The organism is Streptomyces sp. NPDC088732 (assembly GCF_044751205.1).
In the GTDB taxonomy this organism is placed as follows: domain Bacteria; phylum Actinomycetota; class Actinomycetes; order Streptomycetales; family Streptomycetaceae; genus Actinacidiphila.
The window spans coordinates 310,694-327,047 of record NZ_JBIVLI010000005.1; the positions used below are offsets into that span (position 1 = coordinate 310,694).

Sequence of the window (16,354 nt, forward strand, 5' to 3'; positions counted from 1 at the left end):
GCGGCGCGCGGGGCGGACGGCCGGGGTCAGCGGCCGGCGAGGGCGGCGACGAGCCGCTCGGCCAGCGGCTTGCTGGAGGCGGGGTTCTGACCGGAGAACAGGTTGCCGTCCACGACGACATGCGCGTCCCAGGCCGTGTCGGCGGACCGGACGACGGCGCCGCGGGCCGACAGCACGGTCTCCACCAGCCACGGGGCGAGGTCGGCGGTCCCGTTGAGCCGCTCCTCCTCGTCGGTGAACACGGTCAGGGCGCGCCCTGCGAACAGCCAGCGTCCGCCCGGCAGGTTCGCCGACAGCAGCGCGGCCGGGCCGTGGCACACCGGGGCGATGATCTTCCCGGCGGCGTCGGCCTCGATGAGGAGACGGCCCAGGTCCGGGTCGTGCGCCAGGTCCTCCATGGGGCCGTGGCCGCCGGGCAGGAAGATCGCGTCGTAGTCGGCCGCGTCGACGTCGGACAGCGCCTTGGGGGCGGCGAGCAGGTCGGCCGCCGCGTCGATGTAGGCGGCGAGGGCTTCCGCCTCCGGTCCGGCGACGTCGGGCCGCAGGCTCACGGGGTCGGCGGCCGGCCTGCCGCCCACCGGGGCGGCGATGTCGACGGTGAACCCGGCACCCGTCAGGATGCGGTGCGGGACGACGAACTCCTCGGCCCAGTAGCCGGAGGGGTGCTTGCTGCCGTCGGTCAGCGTCCAGTAGTCGACGCCCGACAGCACCATCAGGATCCTGGCCATGTCGGCACTCACTTTCTCTCGCGTGGGATGCCCCGTGGGGGGATGGGTGGAGGGGGACCGGGAGACCGCCCGGTTCCGGGGCCCGTGGGCCGCCCGGTGTCCTCCGCGATCCAGCACACCACGCGCGGCACGGGCCGCGGGGGCCGCTTCCCGGGCCTGACCTGCCGGGGAGACCGCTGCCTGGGACGGAGCGACCCCCTTTCCCCGGTCGACCGGGCAGGGCCGCGGAGGAGAATGGGGACATGGCCAGAAACGTCGAGCTCAGCGAGTTCCTGCGCCGGTGCCGCGGCCGCGTCACCCCCGAGTCGGCGGGGCTGCCCGAGCGAGGGGCCTACCGGCGGGTGCCGGGGCTGCGCCGGGAGGAGGTCGCCCAGCTCGCGGGGGTGAGCACCGACTACTACACGCGGCTGGAACAGGGGCGGCAGATCAGCCCCTCCACGGGGGTGCTGGACGCGGTGGCGGCCGCGCTGCGGCTGGACGACGCCGAACGCACCCATCTGTTCGACCTCGTCGGGCCCAGGTCCGGCGGGGGCCGCCGGTCCGCGCCGACCGTGCAGCGGGTCCGGCCCGGGGTGCGGCGGTTCCTGGACTCCTTCACCGACCAGGCCGGTGTCGTCCTGGGGCGCCGGACCGACGTGCTCGCCACCAACCACCTCTTCCGCGTGCTGATGGCCGACTTCGACGCCATGCCCGCCCGCGAGCGCAACCTCACCCGCTGGGTGCTGCTCAGCGATGCGGCGCGGTCCCTGTACGCGGACTGGGAGCGGATCGCCGCCGAGATGACCGCGATCCTGCGCCTCGACGCCGGCCGCCGTCCCGAGGACACCCGTACCGCGGAACTGGTGGGCGAACTGGCCATGAAGAGCGAGCACTTCCGGCGCCGGTGGGCCGACCACGAGGTCTTCGACCGCACCCACGGGCACAAGCGCCTGCGACACCCCGTCGTCGGCGACCTGGGCATCGACTACCAGGCGTTCACGATGCCGGGCGAGACCGACCAGACCCTCTTCATGTACCTGCCGGCCCAGGACCAGGGCTCGCAGGACGCGTGGAAGCTGCTGGCCAGCTGGAGCGCCGCGGAACCGGCGGCGGGCACGGGCGCGTCCCCGGCCCCTCGCGAGGCCGGGCGGCCCCGGTAGCAGGCCGGAACGCCCTCGGGGCTCAGGCCTCGGCGGGCTCGGTCTCGGCGTCCTCGGCGTCCTCGGATGCGGCGGGCTCGGACGAGGTGCGGCGCGGTGCGGGGACCCCGGCGTCGGCGTCGGCCGGAGCCGCCACCGTTGTCGTCACGGCAGCCTCGGCCGGAGCGGCCGCCACGGCCGCCGCGACGGGAGCCGGCCCCGCTTCGACAAGGTTGTCGGCGGCGATGACGGCCGGCCGGCGGTCGCGGCGGACGTCCCCGACGGTGAGGGCCACGACGGCCGCGGAACCGACGAACTCCAGCACGTGCTGCGAACCGTCCACGAGGGTCTGCCCCATCGCGTCCTGGAGGTACGCCCACAGGTCGGTGAGCGCCGGCGGCATCATGAACAGCGACAGGCCCGTGGAGAAGCCCGTCGCGACAGGGCGGCGCCTGGCGGCCAGCAGCATGCCGGCCCCGCACAGCACGGTCAGGCAGGCCCACTGGTACGGCGTGGACACCCCGAGGATCGCGCGGCCGGTGCCCTTGCCGACGAGCAGGTCGCCCAGCACGCTCGGGCCGACCTGGAAGGCGGTCACGGTGTTCCGGCAGATGTAGAAGACGTTGAGCACGCCGAGCAGCACGCCGGAGGTGGTCGCCGTGACCTTCACGGGGCGGATCCTGCCGGCGGGCGTCCCGTCCGCGGCGGCGGCCTCGTACTCGATGTGCCGTGCCAGCAGCAGGAGCACGCCGAGGATCAGGGCGAGCGCCACGGCGAGGACGGCGGAGCCGCCGACGGCGTTCACCGAGGGGCCCTTGAGGGAGCCGAACCACGGGTCGTCGGGCGAGTTCAGCAGGAAGTACCAGACCGCGGGCAGGCGGAAGCCGAGCGTCACCGCGCAGGCGGTGACCAGCAGTCCGCCGGCCCCCCGGGTGCCGAGGAACGCGGCCACGCCGGCGGTGAGTTGCAGGGCCGCCAGGCCCAAGTCCAGGGAGGACGTGGCCGACAGGCCGGGGACCCAGCCGGTCGTCCACATCTCCCACGCGCCCGGCAGACCGCGCACGGCGGCGTCGTACACGAGCCAGAAGGAGGTCTGGACGAACAGCGCGAGGCTGAGCACGGCCACGGCGATACGCAACTGATGGACCGACACGGCGGGCTGATACATGGCGCGCTGTCCCCTTTTACGTCTTCTGTGGTGTCTGTGTCGGACGGCTGCCGAGGCGGCGACGACCCGATGACGGAGCAGATCATAAACCCGTTTCCGTACGGCGGGAGAACTGAACAGGGCCAGGAAGAACACAGCGTGACAAAGCATCAGACACAAGGGAAATGATTCGTCCAGGATCGACGCCCGCATTCCATTCCCGGACGCGGGCCTTCCATTCACGTCGAGGTGCCGCCGGGCGCCTGCCCGCGGAACCGGGATCGTGCCCGGTGTGCCGCGGACCCGGGAAGCTCCCGCATTCCGCGCGGCGCCTGTGCGGGGGCCCGGCGGGGTGGCCGCGCGGGACTTCCCGCCCGCTTGTGGTTCATGGGAGCCGAGTGCCGCCCTTGTCGCATCGGAACCGCACTCTGGCGCGGCCGTACTATTTCGTGAGGTGCGGGGTCGGCAATAATGCGGGAAGCGGCCTTCGACCCGGCCGCGGCGCGTTGTGCGCGCCGCGCCTCGCCGCGGGGGTGACCCGCCGCGAGCGCCTCAAGGGCAATGGCGCCCGCTCGATGTGCCGGTCCCCGGTGGGGGCGCGGACCCGAAACCGGCGGCCGACCGCAATGGATCAAGGAATTGCCTTCAGCTTCGATGACTGAGTCACGCATGACGTCCCTGCGCGCCCTGACGGCGCGCGTGCCAGCGCGCCCGCTCCGCGCCCGCACCGGGAGGGCCGGTACCGCGGGAGAGGCGCCGTGAACCCCGCGCCGCCCCACGACGACGGGGTCCGCTACCGCGAGGACATGGTCCTCACCGCCGAGCAGGCGCGGACGTCCGAGCGGCATTTCCGGGACTGGGAGCGCGGTCCCTTCTCCCACCTCGTACGCCTCGCCGTACCGGAGGCCGCCGTCCCCGGCGGATTCCGCTTCGTCGCGAACGGCCATCTCATCGACGGGCTGCTGTCCGCCAAGGTGTACTGCGACACGCTGACAGGTGTGTCGGGGAGCCATCTCGACCAGGACCCGATCGTCGCCGACCTGGTGACATCGGGCTGGATCGAGTTCACGGAGGGGAAGCGGAAACACTCCGTACAGCCGGGGCAGATATGCATTCGCGACACGAAGGCCTCCTGGGAGTTCGCCTGCGCGCCCGCGACGACCGCGCACGTGATCTCCATTCCGCGGCACCTCGTGCTGCCGCACATCGGATCACGGAGAACCGTCGGGCGGGCCCACATATCGGACGTCGATGTTCCCGAGGTTCGCTTCTTCGTCAATTTTCTGGAAGCGATCAACAAAAGCAGCGGCGATCTGGAGGGCTCGGTCACCGCGCGGAAGATGGTCCGGGACGCCTGCGCGACACTCTTCTCGCACATCATCTCGGAGCGCCCCGGCGCGGGGCTGAGTGATCATCCCGAAGCCGTGGTGGTCGCCGCCAAGAGCGTCATCGAAGAGAATCTCGACAGCGGTGACCTGTCCCCGCCGATGGTCGCCCGGAGCGTCGGGGTGTCCCTGCGCACGCTGCACCGCTGCTTCTCGGCCTCCGGCGAATCGGTCATGGGGTTCGCGCGGCGGCGGCGTCTGGAACGGGCGCACGACGAACTCGTGGCCCCGGGCGGCGCGGCCGGAATGTCCGAGATCGCCGCGCGCTGGCTCTTCTCGGACGCGAGCCACTTCATCCGGCAGTTCAAATCCGTCTACGGAGTCACCCCCGCCGCCTACGTGAGAGACCAGAGAAAGTGAGTTCCGCATGACGACCCGAGGGCACGACCCGCTCGCACCGATCGCGTCCGCGTACGCCGGCCTCGTGGAGAACCTGGCGTCCCTGACCACCGGGCGCACGCGCAGGGGTCCGGGGGGCGCCGTACTGGCCGTCACCGGGGCACCGGTCGCGTCCCTGAACGGAATCGTCGCACCCGGCCTGGAGCCGGACCCGGACGAGATCGCCGCGCTGGCGGCCTCCGAGCCGTGGGGAGACGTTCCGTGGGGCGTCCACGTCCGCGGGGTGCCGGGGCCCGGCGTCACCGAGGTGGCCGCGCGGCACGGACTGACCCTGTTCCACCGCACACCGCTCATGGTCCGGCACCCCGAGCAGGGGATGCCGGAGGAACCGGCGACCAGGTCGTTGAAGGTACGGGCGATCGGCGGCAACGAGTTCGACGTGTACGTCGCGATCATGGCGGAGGGTTTCGAGGTGCCGCCGGAGGTCTTCCGGGTCTTCGCCGATCCGGCCCTGGACCGCATGACCGGTGCCACGTTCTTCCTGGCCGAGGCGGACGGTGTGCCCGTGGGGACGGGGATGGCGATCGTGACCGGCGAGCTGACCGGCATCTTCAACATCTCCACGCTCCCGGCCCACCGGCGCCGCGGACACGGCACGGCGATCACCATGGAGATGGTCAGGACCGGCTGGGCCGCCGGCGCCACCACCGCCTACCTCTACGCGAGCGAGATGGGCCAACCCGTCTACGCGGCCGCCGGGTTCCGCACCGAGGAGCACCTGACGACGATCTCGGCCCCGACCCCGGCGTGACGGGCGGCGCCCCGCCTACTGTGGGGCGGGGCGGCCCGGCCGGACCGTCACCGGACGGAAGGGGCACGGGGAGATGGGGATCGGACTGGAGAAGGTGGCCGCCGCGGCACCCGGGCTGGTGGGGCTCTACAAGGGCGCGCGGGTGTCACTGGAGAAGGCCGGGGCCGCCGGGGAGCGCGCGGCGGTCTACCTGGTGCTGGACCGCTCGGGCAGCATGCGGCGGCACTACCGGGAGGGAACGGTCCAGCGGCTCGCGGAACAGGTGCTGGGGCTGGCGGCGAACCTGGACGACGACGGGGTCGTGCCCGTTGTGTTCTTCTCCACGGAGGTCGACGGCATCGCCGAACTCGGGCTGGAGCACTACGCGGGCCGCGTGAACGCGCTGCACGAGAGCTACGGCCACATGGGACGCACGAACTACCACCTGGCCATGCGGGCGGTGATCGACCACTACGAGGCGTCCGGCGCCCGGGAGCCCGCGCTGGTGGTCTTCCAGACCGACGGCGGACCGACCTCGCGGACGGCGGCGGAGCGCCTGCTGTGCGAGGCGGCGCGGCTGCCGCTGTTCTGGCAGTTCGTGGGCTTCGGGGAGCCCGCGAGCAAGGAGTTCGACTTCCTGCGCAAGCTGGACGAGCTGCCCGTGCCGGGCAGGCGGCCGGTGGACAACGCCGGCTTCTGGGCCGCGGGCCCGGAGCCGCGCGACGTACCGGACGCGACGCTGTACGAGGCCCTGGTGACCGAGTTCCCCCAGTGGCTGGCGGCCGCCCGGGCCGCAGGGATCGCCCCGGCCCGCTGAGGGGCGGCCCGGCGGTCCGCGTGACCGCGGGACCTCGCTGATGTGGCCTGCGACATGTGGTGCCGGGGCGGGTGCGCGCCGAGGGCCGGCAGCGGCCCGGGGCCCGTGGCGGTCCGCGTCGGTGCCTGCCGCGCACGGCGGGTCGTTGGTGCCGCTGAGGGCTGAGGGCTGAGGGCTGAGGGCTGAGGGCTGAGGGCTGAGGGCTGAGGGCTGAGGGCTGAGGGCTGAGGGCTGAGGGCTGAGGGCTGAGGGCGGCCCGCGCAGTCGGGACTGTCCCCTCGCGGTCCGTGTCCGCGCGGGACGTCTCGGATGCGCCTGCAGTTCGCGGTGGCCGAACGGCATGTGTCGCTGGGGATGTCCGCTGCACGGGGGCTGCGGGTGGCTCGGGCGGTGGGGCCGTTGAGGGGCGGCCTGGCGGTCTGTGCGATGGCTGCCGCGCACGGCTGTTGAACGGCGTGTGGTGCTGGGGTCGTTGGTGACGCCGAGGGCCGGTAGCGGCCTGGGGCCCGTGGCGGTCCGCGTCGGCGTGGGGCGTTGCGGTGTGCGGTCGTTGGTGCCGCTGAGGGCTGTCGGTGGCTCGGGCAGTCGGGACTGTCCCTTGGCGGGTCCGCGGTGGCCGAACGGCATGTGCCGCTGCGGTCGTTCGTCGGCCGAGGGCTGTTGGCGGCCGGGCGGCGGGGTCGTTGAGGGGCGGCGGCCTGGCGGTCTGCGTCGATGGCTGCCGCGCAGGGCCGTTGAACGGCGTGTGGTGCTGGGGTCGTTGGGTACGCCGAGGGTCGGCAGCGGCCCGGGGTCCGTGGCGGTCTGCGTCGGCGCGGGGTGTCGGTGCCTGCGGTGCGCGGTGGGCGAACGACGTGTGGTGCTGGGGTCGTTGGGCACGCCGAGGGTCGCCCGGGGCGTCGCGGATGCGCCTGCCGGCGGTCGTGGGCGTGACCGCGCGGCACCCGCTGCGGCCGCCGGGGGCCGGAGCGGGTGCGCGGGCGGGGCGTGGGGGCTGTCTGCCGCGGGCCCGCACGGGGACCGGCCGATCCGGGCCTGGCACGCTGCCCCCGTGGGGGTACGGCGTTCGCCGCCCGCGGTGCCGTGGCGGGAGCCCGAACGTACGCGTCAGCGCAGGGGGTTGGGGAGGCGGGCCCAGCGGTCGCCCGGGGTGGAGGTTCGGAGGCGCATCAACGTCAGGGCCTTGACGGGGAGTTCGGGGGCGAACAGGGCCGCGCGGTCGGTGCGGGTGTCCGGGGTGTCCGGGAGGCCGTCGCAGGCGCGGGCGGCCTCCGCCGCGACGGCGGCCCACAGGCGGGCCTCGGTGGGGCGGTGCGCCTGGCCGAGCGCGGAGACCAGACTGCCGAAGGTGGTGGCCACCAGGGAGCCGTACGCCTTGGCGTGCAGGACGGCGGGGTCGTCGCTCAGCCCGCGGCCCAGGGAGGGCGTCGCGAAGCCGTTGCGGGCCAGCCGGGCCGGGCTGATCCGCACGTCGGCGAGGTCGCGGTAGACCAGCCGCAGCGGCCGGGCCCGCCGGTCGAGGACGACCAGCAGGTTCTGGCCGTGCGCCTCCAGCGCGACCCCCCAGGACAGCAGCCGGAGCACGGCCGGCAGCGCGAGCCGCGCGAACGCGGTGAGCCACGCCTCGCCGTCCTCCGACAGCAGGGAGCGCACGAGCGGCGGGCCGCCGTCCGCGGGGCGGCCGATGAGCGCCGCCACCGGCACCACGGTCTCCCCTTCCGCGGGGTCCGCGAAGTCCTCCGGGGACTCCCGTACCAGCGCGGCCAGATCGGGACTGGGCGTGCCGCCCAGAACCGCGGAGGCGGCCGCCAGGTTGCGCGTGACGCGCAGGCTGCCGCCCTCCAGCCGCCGGGTCAGCCCGTCCAGCAGTTCCGACAGCCGGGCGCCGTCCGCGACCGACTGGGCCGAGATGTCGCGCACCGCGGAGGTCATCCGCATGCTGAGGGCCGTCTTCAGGTGCGGCCCGCCGTCGAGCGGGGCGAAGGTGCGTACTGACATCAGCGGCCGCGCGGCGATCGCCGCGGTGGTGTGGGGGCGTACGCCGAGGCCCGGCAGGACGTGCCGGGTCTGCCACGGGTGCACCGGCAGCAGCAGCCGGTCGCCGTCCCGCAGCCGGTCCGGCCAGTCGCCCGACACCACGGCCTCGGCGGCGGGTACGGCGACGAGGTCCAGGCCCACGACCGGCCGGTGCTCGGGGCCGTAGGCCAGTTGCTCGGCCGGGGAGAAGCCGGGGCGGCTGCGGCAGCAGGGGTGGTACGGGTGCCCGTCGACCACGCCCTGCTCAAAGCCGGTCAGGGCGCCGGCGGGGCCGTCAGGCGCGGGCGCGCCCGCCCTCGACAGGGCCAACGAGGCGACGCTGTTCTCCAGTTCGTCCAGCAGCGGCCCGGAGCCGGGCAGGCCCAGGGCCTCCAGCAGCGCGGCCGGGTGGTCGTACGGGCGGCCGTCCAGCCGCAGGACCAACTCCTCGTGCGCGGCGCCGAGATCGTGCGGCAGGCGCGGCGGCCCGGTCAGCGACCGCCCGTCGCGCAGGCGCACCTGTCCCGGCCCGTGGACGGTCAGGCCGGGCAGCGGTTCCAGGAGCAGGGCGCGCCAGAGGCGGCCGAGGACGGCGGCGCGGGCGCCGGGCAGCGCGGCGGCCCAGGCATCGGCCAGGCCTGGACGCAGGGCGGTCAGCCCGCCGGCGAACGCCGCCTCCGTGGGGCGCCGCGTCGCGGTCGTCGAATCGGGGTGCATGATGGGTTCCTAGCCTACGCAGGAGGACGCCGCACCGTGGAACGAGCAGCGGGAGCACCGGCGCGGACCCGCGACCGGGCCGACGAACTGGCCGCGACGGCCCTGCTGAACTGCCTGGCCCGCGAAGTCGCCGAACCCGCCGGGTCCGACGTCCTCCGGCTGCCCGCGACGGGCCGTCTCCTGCGCGTGCGCGCCGGCCGCCACCCCTCCCGCCCCGAGCTGCTCGCCCCGGACGGCGACTGGCACCCCCTGACGTTCGACGGGCTCGTCGACCTCACCGCAGGCGAGCTGACCGCCCGCACCGGCACGGCCAACGCCACGCTGCCCGCGGAGATCCGCGACAGCCGCGACGTACTGGCCGCGCTGCTGGCCGCCCGGGAGGACGCGCCGCCGCCCGCCGATCCGTACCTGCGCTCCGAGCAGTCCCTCGTCGCCGGGCACCGGTACCACCCCGCGCCCAAGGCCCGCGGCGGCGGCGCCCCGGCGAGCTGGCTGCCGTACGCGCCCGAGGCGCACACCGCGTTCCCGCTGACGCTGCTCGCCGTGCGCGCCGACCTGCTGGCGGGGGAGGGCGACACCTCGGCCGTCGACCGGCTGCACGACGACGTTCCGGACGGCTACCGGCTGCTGCCCGCCCACCCGTGGCAGCTGGAACTCCTCGGCGACCTGCCCGCCCTGCACGACGGCCGCGTCCTGCGGCTCGGCCGCACGGCCGTGCCCGCCGTGCCCACGGCGTCGCTGCGCACGGTGTACCTGCCGGACGCCGACCTGTTCCTCAAGTTCAGCCTGGACGTGCGGATCACCAACGACATCCGCCGGCTGTGGCGGCACGACCTGCGCTGGCTCGGCCCGGTGGACGAGGTCCTGCGGACCGTCACCGGCGCGGAGATCCTCTCCGACCGCGGCCACCGCACGGCCGACCTCGGCGGCCGGGACGCGTACGAGGCACTGGCGGTCCTGGTCCGCGACGGCCTCGGCGGCCACGTCCGGCCCGGCCTCACCCCGCTGCTGGCGGCGGCGGTCGCCGAGGGCGGCTTCGAGGGCGACCCCCTGGAGGCCGCGCGGCGCGACGAGCACACCGCCCTCGCCTGGTGGCAGGCCTACCTGGAGAGCGTCGTGCCCCCCGTGCTCGCGGCCTGGTTCGGGCACGGCGTGGTGCTGGAGGCCCATCTGCAGAACGTCGTGGTCGCCGTGGACGGCGACGGCCTGCCCGCGCAGGCGGTCTTCCGCGACCACGAGGGCGTCAAGCTCGACGAGGAGCGGCACCGCGAGCTGCTGCGCGGCCACGCGCGGGGCGGTGAGCCGGCACCCGGCGTGAGCCCGGCCCACGGCTGGCAGCGGCTGGTCTACTGCCTCGTCACCAACAACCTGCTGGAGATCGCCGGAGCCGTCGCCGACGGCCGCCCGGAACTCACCCCCGTGCTGTGGGCCCGCGCCCGCGCCCTCCTCGCCGACTGGGCCCGCGCCCACGGCGACCCGGCACCCGTGCGGGACCTCCTGGCCGCACCGCACATCCCGGCGAAGACCAACCTCCTGCTGCGCTGGACGGCCGCGGACGGCGCCGCCGCGCGCTATGTGCCCCTGACCAACCCCCTGCTGCCCCGGAAGGCAACCGTGCCCGCGCTGCGCCTGCCGTGACGGCGCCGACGGCGTACCGGTGGGGGCGAGCCGTCCGAGGGTGCCGCCAGGCGAGGCGGGGAGGGGCTCACACGGCGCTCGGCCCGGCCGACTGCTCGGTCCGCGCCCGCCGGAGCCGGACACGGAGGGACCGGATCTCCTCGTCCGTGACAGTGCCGTGCTCCGCCTCGGCCACCCGGACGAGTTCGTCGAGGTTGTCCCGTTCGGTCCCCCGGGCGTCCGCCCGGGCGCTCAGCGTTCCTCGCCGGCCTGGTCGGGGACCAGGCGTTCCAGGACGTTCTGGAACTCCTCGCCGACGGTGATGAGGAGCCCGTCGCCGTCCTTCTCGCTGAGCTGGGTGAGGACGCCGTCGCGCCACCAGTAGACGTACGGGCTGATCGGCCCGACCGCCTCCTCGTGGCCGGCGGCGGCGAAGCCCGCCATGCCGTTGAGGGCCGGGATGACCGCGCTGTCGCGGATGGCGTGGAAGGCCAGCTGGTGGCGGAACGGCATGGCGACGAGCGCCCCGTCGTCGGTGAGCGGCGCTCCCGTGACGCGTTCGACCAGCTCGTCGAGGGCCAGGACGCGCGCGGCGGTGAAGAAGGAGTCGCCGACGACGACGTCGAAGCGCACATCGGCGTGGCGGACGACCTCGTGCCGCTCCACGGGCAGGTCGCGGAGGTTGAGCAGGGCCCGGCCGCGCAGCTCCCGGATGTCGCCCAGCGGGGCGAGCGCGTGGTCGGCGAGCGTCATGACGCTCTCGGGCAGGTCCAGCGCGAGCACTTCCAGCAGCCCGGGGGCGGCGATCCGGGCGTACCGGAAGGTCTCGGGGTCGATCATGTCGGGGGTGACCAGCCGCGGGTAGAGCCGCTCGCGGATCTCCTCGGGCGGCATCGTCTCCAGCGGGGACGGGCCGTCGAGGGTCCGCAGCACGGCGCCGACGTGCTCCCGGGCCAGCTGCGGCCACACCCGCGGACCGCGCCGGTCGTTGTGGCACAGCGCCGCCAGGTTGCCCGTGCCGAACTTGCGGCCGGAGCTGTCGGTCACGAGGTCCGCGAAGACGGTGACCTCCAGGCCGAGTTCGGCGAAGGCCTCACGCACATGGGCGCGAAAGCGCGCGCCCTCGTCCACGGAGAAGAAGGCGTACTCGGGGTCGCGAGGCGCGTCCCGCTGGTCGCGCTTCGGCCCGCGCCGGAAAATCCCCACCTCTGCAGCTCCCTGGACCTGGACTCGACGGGCAGGGCGCGATCCTATCGGCCGGTCGCGCCTTCCCGATGGCGAAGCGTCCTCCGCGCGGAGAACGCTGAGAACGCTGAGGGCGGGGTCTACTGGTCCCGGTACGTCTCCAGCAGCCGCAGCCAGACCTCGCTGATCGTCGGGAACGACGGAACGGCGTGCCACAGCCGCTCCATGGGCACCTGGGCGGCGACGGCGATGGTGGCCGAATGCAGCAGCTCAGCCACCCCAGGCCCGACGAAGGTGACGCCGATGAGGTGGTTCCGGTCGAGGTCCACGACGGCGCGGGCGTGGCCGCGGTAGTTCTCGGCGTGCAGGTAGGCGCCGGAGACGTTGCCGATCTCGTAGTCGACGACCTTGATGCGGCGGCCCGCTCGCTCGGCCTCCTCGGCAGTGACGCCGACCGCGGCGGCCTCGGGCTCGCTGAAGACCACCTGGGGGACCGCCTCGTGGTCGGCGGTGGCCACGTGCGCGCCCCAGGGGGCGGTGTCGAGCGGCTCGCCCTTGGCGCGGGCGGCGATGGCGGCACCGGCGATGCGCGCCTGGTACTTGCCCTGGTGGGTGAGGAGGGCGCGGTGGTTGGTGTCGCCCGCGCAGTACAGCCAGCCGCCGTCGACGTTGCCGACCTGGCAGGTGTCGTCGACCTCCAGCCAGGCGCCGCCGGCCAGGCCGACGGTGTCCAGGCCGAGGTCCTCGTTGTGCGGCACGCGGCCGGTGGCGAACAGGATCTCGTCGGCGCTGAGTTCCGAGCCGTCGGACAGTGTCGCGGTCACCGGGCCGGAGTCGCCCTCGCGCCGCACGGCGGTGACGGACACCCCGGTCCGCAGGTCGACGCCGGCGCCCCGCAGCCCTTCCGCGACGAGCTCCCCGGCGAAGGGCTCCCAGCGCGGCAGCACGCCGGAGCCGCGCACGAGCACGGTCACCTGCGTGCCCAGCGACTGCCAGGCGGTCGCCATCTCCACCGCCACGACGCCGCCGCCGACCACCAGCAGGCTCCCGGGCACCTCGTGCGCGCTGGTCGCCTCCCGGCTGGTCCAGGGGCGCACCTCGGCGAGCCCGGGCAGGTCGGGCAGGAGCGCGCGCGTGCCGGTGCACACCGCGACCGCGTGGCGGGCGGTCAGCACCCGCTCGCCGCCCTCCGGGGTCCGGACGACGACGCGCCGCGGCCCGTCGATCCGGCCGACACCGCGCACCAGGTCGACGCCCACCGAGTCCAGCCAGCCGACCTGCCCGTCGTCCTTCCAGCCCCCGGTGGCCCAGTCGCGCCGCGCCAGCACGGCGGCCGCGTCCAGCTTCCCGCCGGCGGCCTCGCGCGCGCCCGGGACCGCGCGGGCGGCGCCCAGGGCGGCCTGCGGGCGGAGCAGGGCCTTGCTGGGGATGCACGCCCAGTAGGAGCACTCACCGCCCACCAGTTCGGCCTCGACGATCACGGTGCTCAGCCCGGCCGCCTGAGTGCGGTCGGCGACGTTCTCGCCGGTCGGTCCCGCTCCGATGACGATGACGTCGTAGGTGTCCGTGCTGCTGTCTGCGCTGGTCCGCGCCGCGGTGGTCATGGTCCCACCGTAGGCAACACCGCGCCGTCGCACAGCCGGAACGGCCACCCTCGTACGCCGTCCCCCGCCGCCGTCCCGCCGCGGGCCGGTGCGGCGGTGCGACCGGCTGAGCCGGAGCCGGCGCGCAGGGCGGGCGCCGGGGGCTGCGCCGTACGGGCGTAGGGGGATCGGACCGTGGACCAGGGCAGGGCGGGCGCGCGGCGCGGCGGTCACGCCGGGAGTTGCTGTTCGGTCCAGATGACCTTGCCCTGCTCGGTGTAGCGGGTGCCCCAGCGGCGGCAGAGCTGGGCGACCATGAAGATGCCGCGGCCGCCCTCGTCGGTGGTGGCGGCGCGGCGCAGCCGGGGGGAGGTGCCGCTGGCGTCGGCGACCTCGAAGACCAGGGCCCGGTCGCGTACCAGCCGGGCCTGGACGGGGCCCTGGGCGTGCCGGAGGGCATTGGTGATCAGCTCACTGGCGATCAGCTCGGTGGTGAAGGTGAGTTCGTCCAGGTCCCACGCGCGCAGCCGGCGGGTGATGGCGCAGCGCAGCGCCGAGACGGCGGCCGGGTCGTCGGGGACGTCCCAGCAGGCGACCTGCCCGCCGTGGAGGGCGCGGGTACGGGCGACCAGCAGCACGATGTCGTCCGCCGAGGGCGCCGGGCGCAGCGCGGACTCCACGGCCGCGCACAGCTCCTCCGGTGTCCCGTCCCTGGGCGCGGCGGCGAGCGCCCGGCCGAGTCTGCGCATGCCGGCCTCGGGGTCGGCGTGCCGGCCCTCGATGAGGCCGTCGGTGTAGAGGACCAGGGCGGTGCCCTCGGGGAGGTCGAACTCCGTGGTCTCGAAGGGGACCTGGCCCAGCCCGAGGGGCGGTCCGGCGGGCAGTTCCGGGAAGCTCACGTCGCCGTCCGGGCCGAGCAGCGCGGGCGGCATGTGCCCGGCGCGGGCGAGCTGGCAGCGTCGGGCGACGGGGTCGTACACCACGTACAGGCAGGTGGCGCCGGCCAGTCCGGTGTGCGTGCCGCCCTCCTCGTCGAGCCGTACGGCCAGGTCGTCCAGGCGGCCGAGCAGTTCGTCGGGGGGCAGGTCGAGGGCGGAGAAGTTGTGGACGGCGGTGCGCAGCCGGCCCATCGCGGCGGCCGCGTGGATGCCGTGGCCGACGACGTCGCCGACGACGAGGGCGACGCGCGCGCCGGAGAGCGGGATGACGTCGAACCAGTCGCCGCCGACGCGGCCCGGGGCGGGCAGGTAGCGGTGGGCGACGTCGACGGCGTGCTGCGCGGGCAGGCCGTGCGGGAGGAGGCTGCGCTGGAGTTCCAGGGCGAGGTGGTGCTCGCGGGTGAACAGCCGGGCGTTGTCGACGCAGACGGCCGCGCGGGCGGCCAGTTCGCGGGCGAGGGTGAGGTCGTCCTCGGCGAAGGGCGGGCTGTCGGCGGTCCGGTGGAAGGTGGCGACGCCGAGCGGGGTGTCCCGGGCACGCAGCGGTACGGCGATGAGCCCGTTGCCCGCCCGCACCGGGCCGTCGCCCGCGAGGGCGCGTGCCTGCGGGCCGTCCGGCGCGGCCGGGACGGGGTCCTGGGGCGGTGCGGGGGGCGCGGGGGGTTGCGCCGCGCCCGTCCCGGTGTCGGCCACCCGGCACAGGTCCGGTGCGGAGGTGTCGTCGGGCTGCGGGGTGCCGCCCAGGACGACGGGGGCGAGGAGGTCCACGGTGGCCCGGTCGGCGAAGCGCGGGACGGCGGCCTCGCAGAGTTCCGCGGCGGTGCGGACGACGTCGAGCGTGGTGCCGATGCGCAGCGCGGCGTCGCTGAGCAGTTCCAGCCGCAGCCGGGCGGCGACGGCGAGCCGGCCGACCCCCGCGTCGCCGACGAGCAGGGGCCGGCGCTCGGCCCGCGGCCCGGTGTCGCCGGAGATGCTCACCTCGACCACCGCGCCCTCGGCGCCCTCCGCGCCCTCAGCGAGCGGCCGGCACAGCAGCACGGCTGTGCGTCCCCGGGAGAGCGGCAGTTCGGCGGCGTCGCGCCGTCCGGCGGCGATGAGGCGGGTGGCGGTCTCGGCGAGGGACGCCTCGTCGCCCGCGGTGAGTCCGGCCGGGGGCCCCACGGGCTGGATGCGGCCGTCGCCGTCGAGCCGCAGCGCCGCGGGGCCCGGCATGCGGTGCTGTGCGGCCAAGTACGAGTGCAGCATGGCGCGTTCGCGGCGTCCGGAGTCCTCCAGCAGCCGGTGCTCGATGGCGAGGGCGGAGCCGCGGGCGAGTTGCGGCATGAGGGGGTGGGCCTCGTCCTGGAGGCTGGTGAGGTCCAGGACGCCTTCGATGCGTCCGGTGACGGGGTGCCGCAGGGGCACGCCGAAGCAGGTGAAGCGGCGCAATGCGGCGCAGTAGTGCTCCTCGCCGCTGACCCGGACGGGGCGCCGGGCGGTGAGGGCGGTGCCGATGCCGTTGGTGCCGGCGTCGCGTTCGTGGTAGCCGAAGCCGGGGGCGAGGCCGACGTCGTCGAGGGCGGGCAGCAGCGGCGGCCGGGCGGCCCTGCGGTCCAGGACGAGCCCGCTGCCGTCGGTGAGCAGGACGGCCGTGCCGGACCCGGCGAGGGCGTCGGCGAGCCGGTCGAGGACCGGCCGGGCGGCCCTGGCGAGCGGGCCGGCGAGGTCGATGTCCCGGGTGTAGGGGACGTCGAGGCGTTCGGGATCGAGGCCGGCGGCCTGGCAGCGTTCCCATGACGCGAGGATCGGCACCCGTACGGATTCCTCCACCTGGCTCACTCCTTGACGTCCGCGTCCTCTTGCCGAACGTAGGACCGGCGGCGACCGGCCGGGGGCGGGACCGTGAAATCCCTGCGTAGAGCCACTCTTGTGGGTGACGAGCCGTTTGACAGGGGCAACATGTCACCGGAACGCCCGCCGATCGACGTCGCGAAG

The 16,354-nt window shown here is 75.0% G+C and carries 11 protein-coding genes; 5 read left to right on the forward strand and 6 right to left on the reverse strand.

Annotation, left to right across the window (positions count from 1 at the left end):
* Positions 1-26 precede the first annotated feature (26 nt).
* Positions 27-728: a type 1 glutamine amidotransferase domain-containing protein gene (locus ACIP9H_RS11785; RefSeq protein WP_401587585.1), complete on the reverse strand. Its 702-nt coding sequence runs from the start codon at positions 726-728 to the stop codon at positions 27-29.
* Positions 729-970: 242 nt separating this feature from the next.
* Here ACIP9H_RS11785 and ACIP9H_RS11790 point away from each other — a divergent pair, with 242 nt between their 5' ends.
* A complete protein-coding gene (locus tag ACIP9H_RS11790; RefSeq protein WP_401587587.1) occupies positions 971-1,867 on the forward strand; it encodes a helix-turn-helix transcriptional regulator in 897 nt (298 codons plus the stop codon).
* Positions 1,868-1,889: 22 nt separating this feature from the next.
* On the opposite strand, the gene ACIP9H_RS11795 is transcribed toward ACIP9H_RS11790, so the two are convergent.
* Positions 1,890-3,014 (reverse strand): hypothetical protein, encoded by a 1,125-nt coding sequence (locus ACIP9H_RS11795; RefSeq protein WP_401587592.1) that lies wholly within the window; start codon positions 3,012-3,014, stop codon positions 1,890-1,892.
* A 737-nt stretch (positions 3,015-3,751) separates the two neighbouring features.
* Between ACIP9H_RS11795 and ACIP9H_RS11800 the strand changes: the two genes are divergently transcribed.
* From ACIP9H_RS11800 to ACIP9H_RS11810, 3 genes are all read left to right on the forward strand, one after another.
* Positions 3,752-4,738 (forward strand): helix-turn-helix domain-containing protein, encoded by a 987-nt coding sequence (locus tag ACIP9H_RS11800; protein WP_401587595.1) that lies wholly within the window; start codon positions 3,752-3,754, stop codon positions 4,736-4,738.
* 7 nt (positions 4,739-4,745) lie between these two features.
* Positions 4,746-5,528 carry a GNAT family N-acetyltransferase gene (locus ACIP9H_RS11805; RefSeq protein ID WP_401587598.1) on the forward strand — a complete coding sequence of 261 codons (783 nt, stop codon included), beginning with the start codon at positions 4,746-4,748 and terminating at the stop codon, positions 5,526-5,528.
* A 73-nt stretch (positions 5,529-5,601) separates the two neighbouring features.
* Positions 5,602-6,324, forward strand: coding sequence for a VWA domain-containing protein (locus ACIP9H_RS11810; protein WP_401587601.1), 723 nt, complete (start codon positions 5,602-5,604; stop codon positions 6,322-6,324).
* Between the two features lie 1,107 nt (positions 6,325-7,431).
* Here ACIP9H_RS11810 and ACIP9H_RS11815 read toward each other — a convergent pair.
* Positions 7,432-9,057 (reverse strand): IucA/IucC family protein, encoded by a 1,626-nt coding sequence (locus ACIP9H_RS11815; RefSeq protein WP_401587604.1) that lies wholly within the window; start codon positions 9,055-9,057, stop codon positions 7,432-7,434.
* 36 nt (positions 9,058-9,093) lie between these two features.
* Between ACIP9H_RS11815 and ACIP9H_RS11820 the strand changes: the two genes are divergently transcribed.
* Complete coding sequence (locus ACIP9H_RS11820) at positions 9,094-10,695, forward strand: IucA/IucC family protein (protein WP_401587606.1); 1,602 nt, start codon at positions 9,094-9,096, stop codon at positions 10,693-10,695.
* A gap of 231 nt (positions 10,696-10,926) precedes the next feature.
* Here ACIP9H_RS11820 and ACIP9H_RS11825 read toward each other — a convergent pair whose 3' ends face one another.
* The 3 genes from ACIP9H_RS11825 to ACIP9H_RS11835 form a co-directional block, all read right to left on the reverse strand.
* Positions 10,927-11,880 (reverse strand): hypothetical protein, encoded by a 954-nt coding sequence (locus tag ACIP9H_RS11825; protein ID WP_360914053.1) that lies wholly within the window; start codon positions 11,878-11,880, stop codon positions 10,927-10,929.
* 119 nt (positions 11,881-11,999) lie between these two features.
* The gene (locus tag ACIP9H_RS11830) at positions 12,000-13,463 is read right to left on the reverse strand and encodes a dihydrolipoyl dehydrogenase family protein (RefSeq protein WP_401587609.1); all 1,464 of its coding nucleotides are present in this window, start codon (positions 13,461-13,463) and stop codon (positions 12,000-12,002) included.
* A gap of 209 nt (positions 13,464-13,672) precedes the next feature.
* The gene (locus ACIP9H_RS11835) at positions 13,673-16,189 is read right to left on the reverse strand and encodes a SpoIIE family protein phosphatase (protein ID WP_401587611.1); all 2,517 of its coding nucleotides are present in this window, start codon (positions 16,187-16,189) and stop codon (positions 13,673-13,675) included.
* Positions 16,190-16,354: the final 165 nt, after the last annotated feature.

What these genes read in the sequence shown, in the direction of transcription:
- ACIP9H_RS11785 (WP_401587585.1), bottom strand. Translation starts at nt 728, where the DNA reads ATGGCCAGGATCCTGATGGTGCTGTCGGGCGTCGACTACTGGACGCTG.
- ACIP9H_RS11790 (WP_401587587.1), top strand. Translation starts at nt 971, where the DNA reads ATGGCCAGAAACGTCGAGCTCAGCGAGTTCCTGCGCCGGTGCCGCGGC.
- ACIP9H_RS11795 (WP_401587592.1), bottom strand. Translation starts at nt 3,014, where the DNA reads ATGTATCAGCCCGCCGTGTCGGTCCATCAGTTGCGTATCGCCGTGGCC.
- ACIP9H_RS11805 (WP_401587598.1), top strand. Translation starts at nt 4,746, where the DNA reads ATGACGACCCGAGGGCACGACCCGCTCGCACCGATCGCGTCCGCGTAC.
- ACIP9H_RS11810 (WP_401587601.1), top strand. Translation starts at nt 5,602, where the DNA reads ATGGGGATCGGACTGGAGAAGGTGGCCGCCGCGGCACCCGGGCTGGTG.
- ACIP9H_RS11815 (WP_401587604.1), bottom strand. Translation starts at nt 9,057, where the DNA reads ATGCACCCCGATTCGACGACCGCGACGCGGCGCCCCACGGAGGCGGCG.
- ACIP9H_RS11830 (WP_401587609.1), bottom strand. Translation starts at nt 13,463, where the DNA reads ATGACCACCGCGGCGCGGACCAGCGCAGACAGCAGCACGGACACCTAC.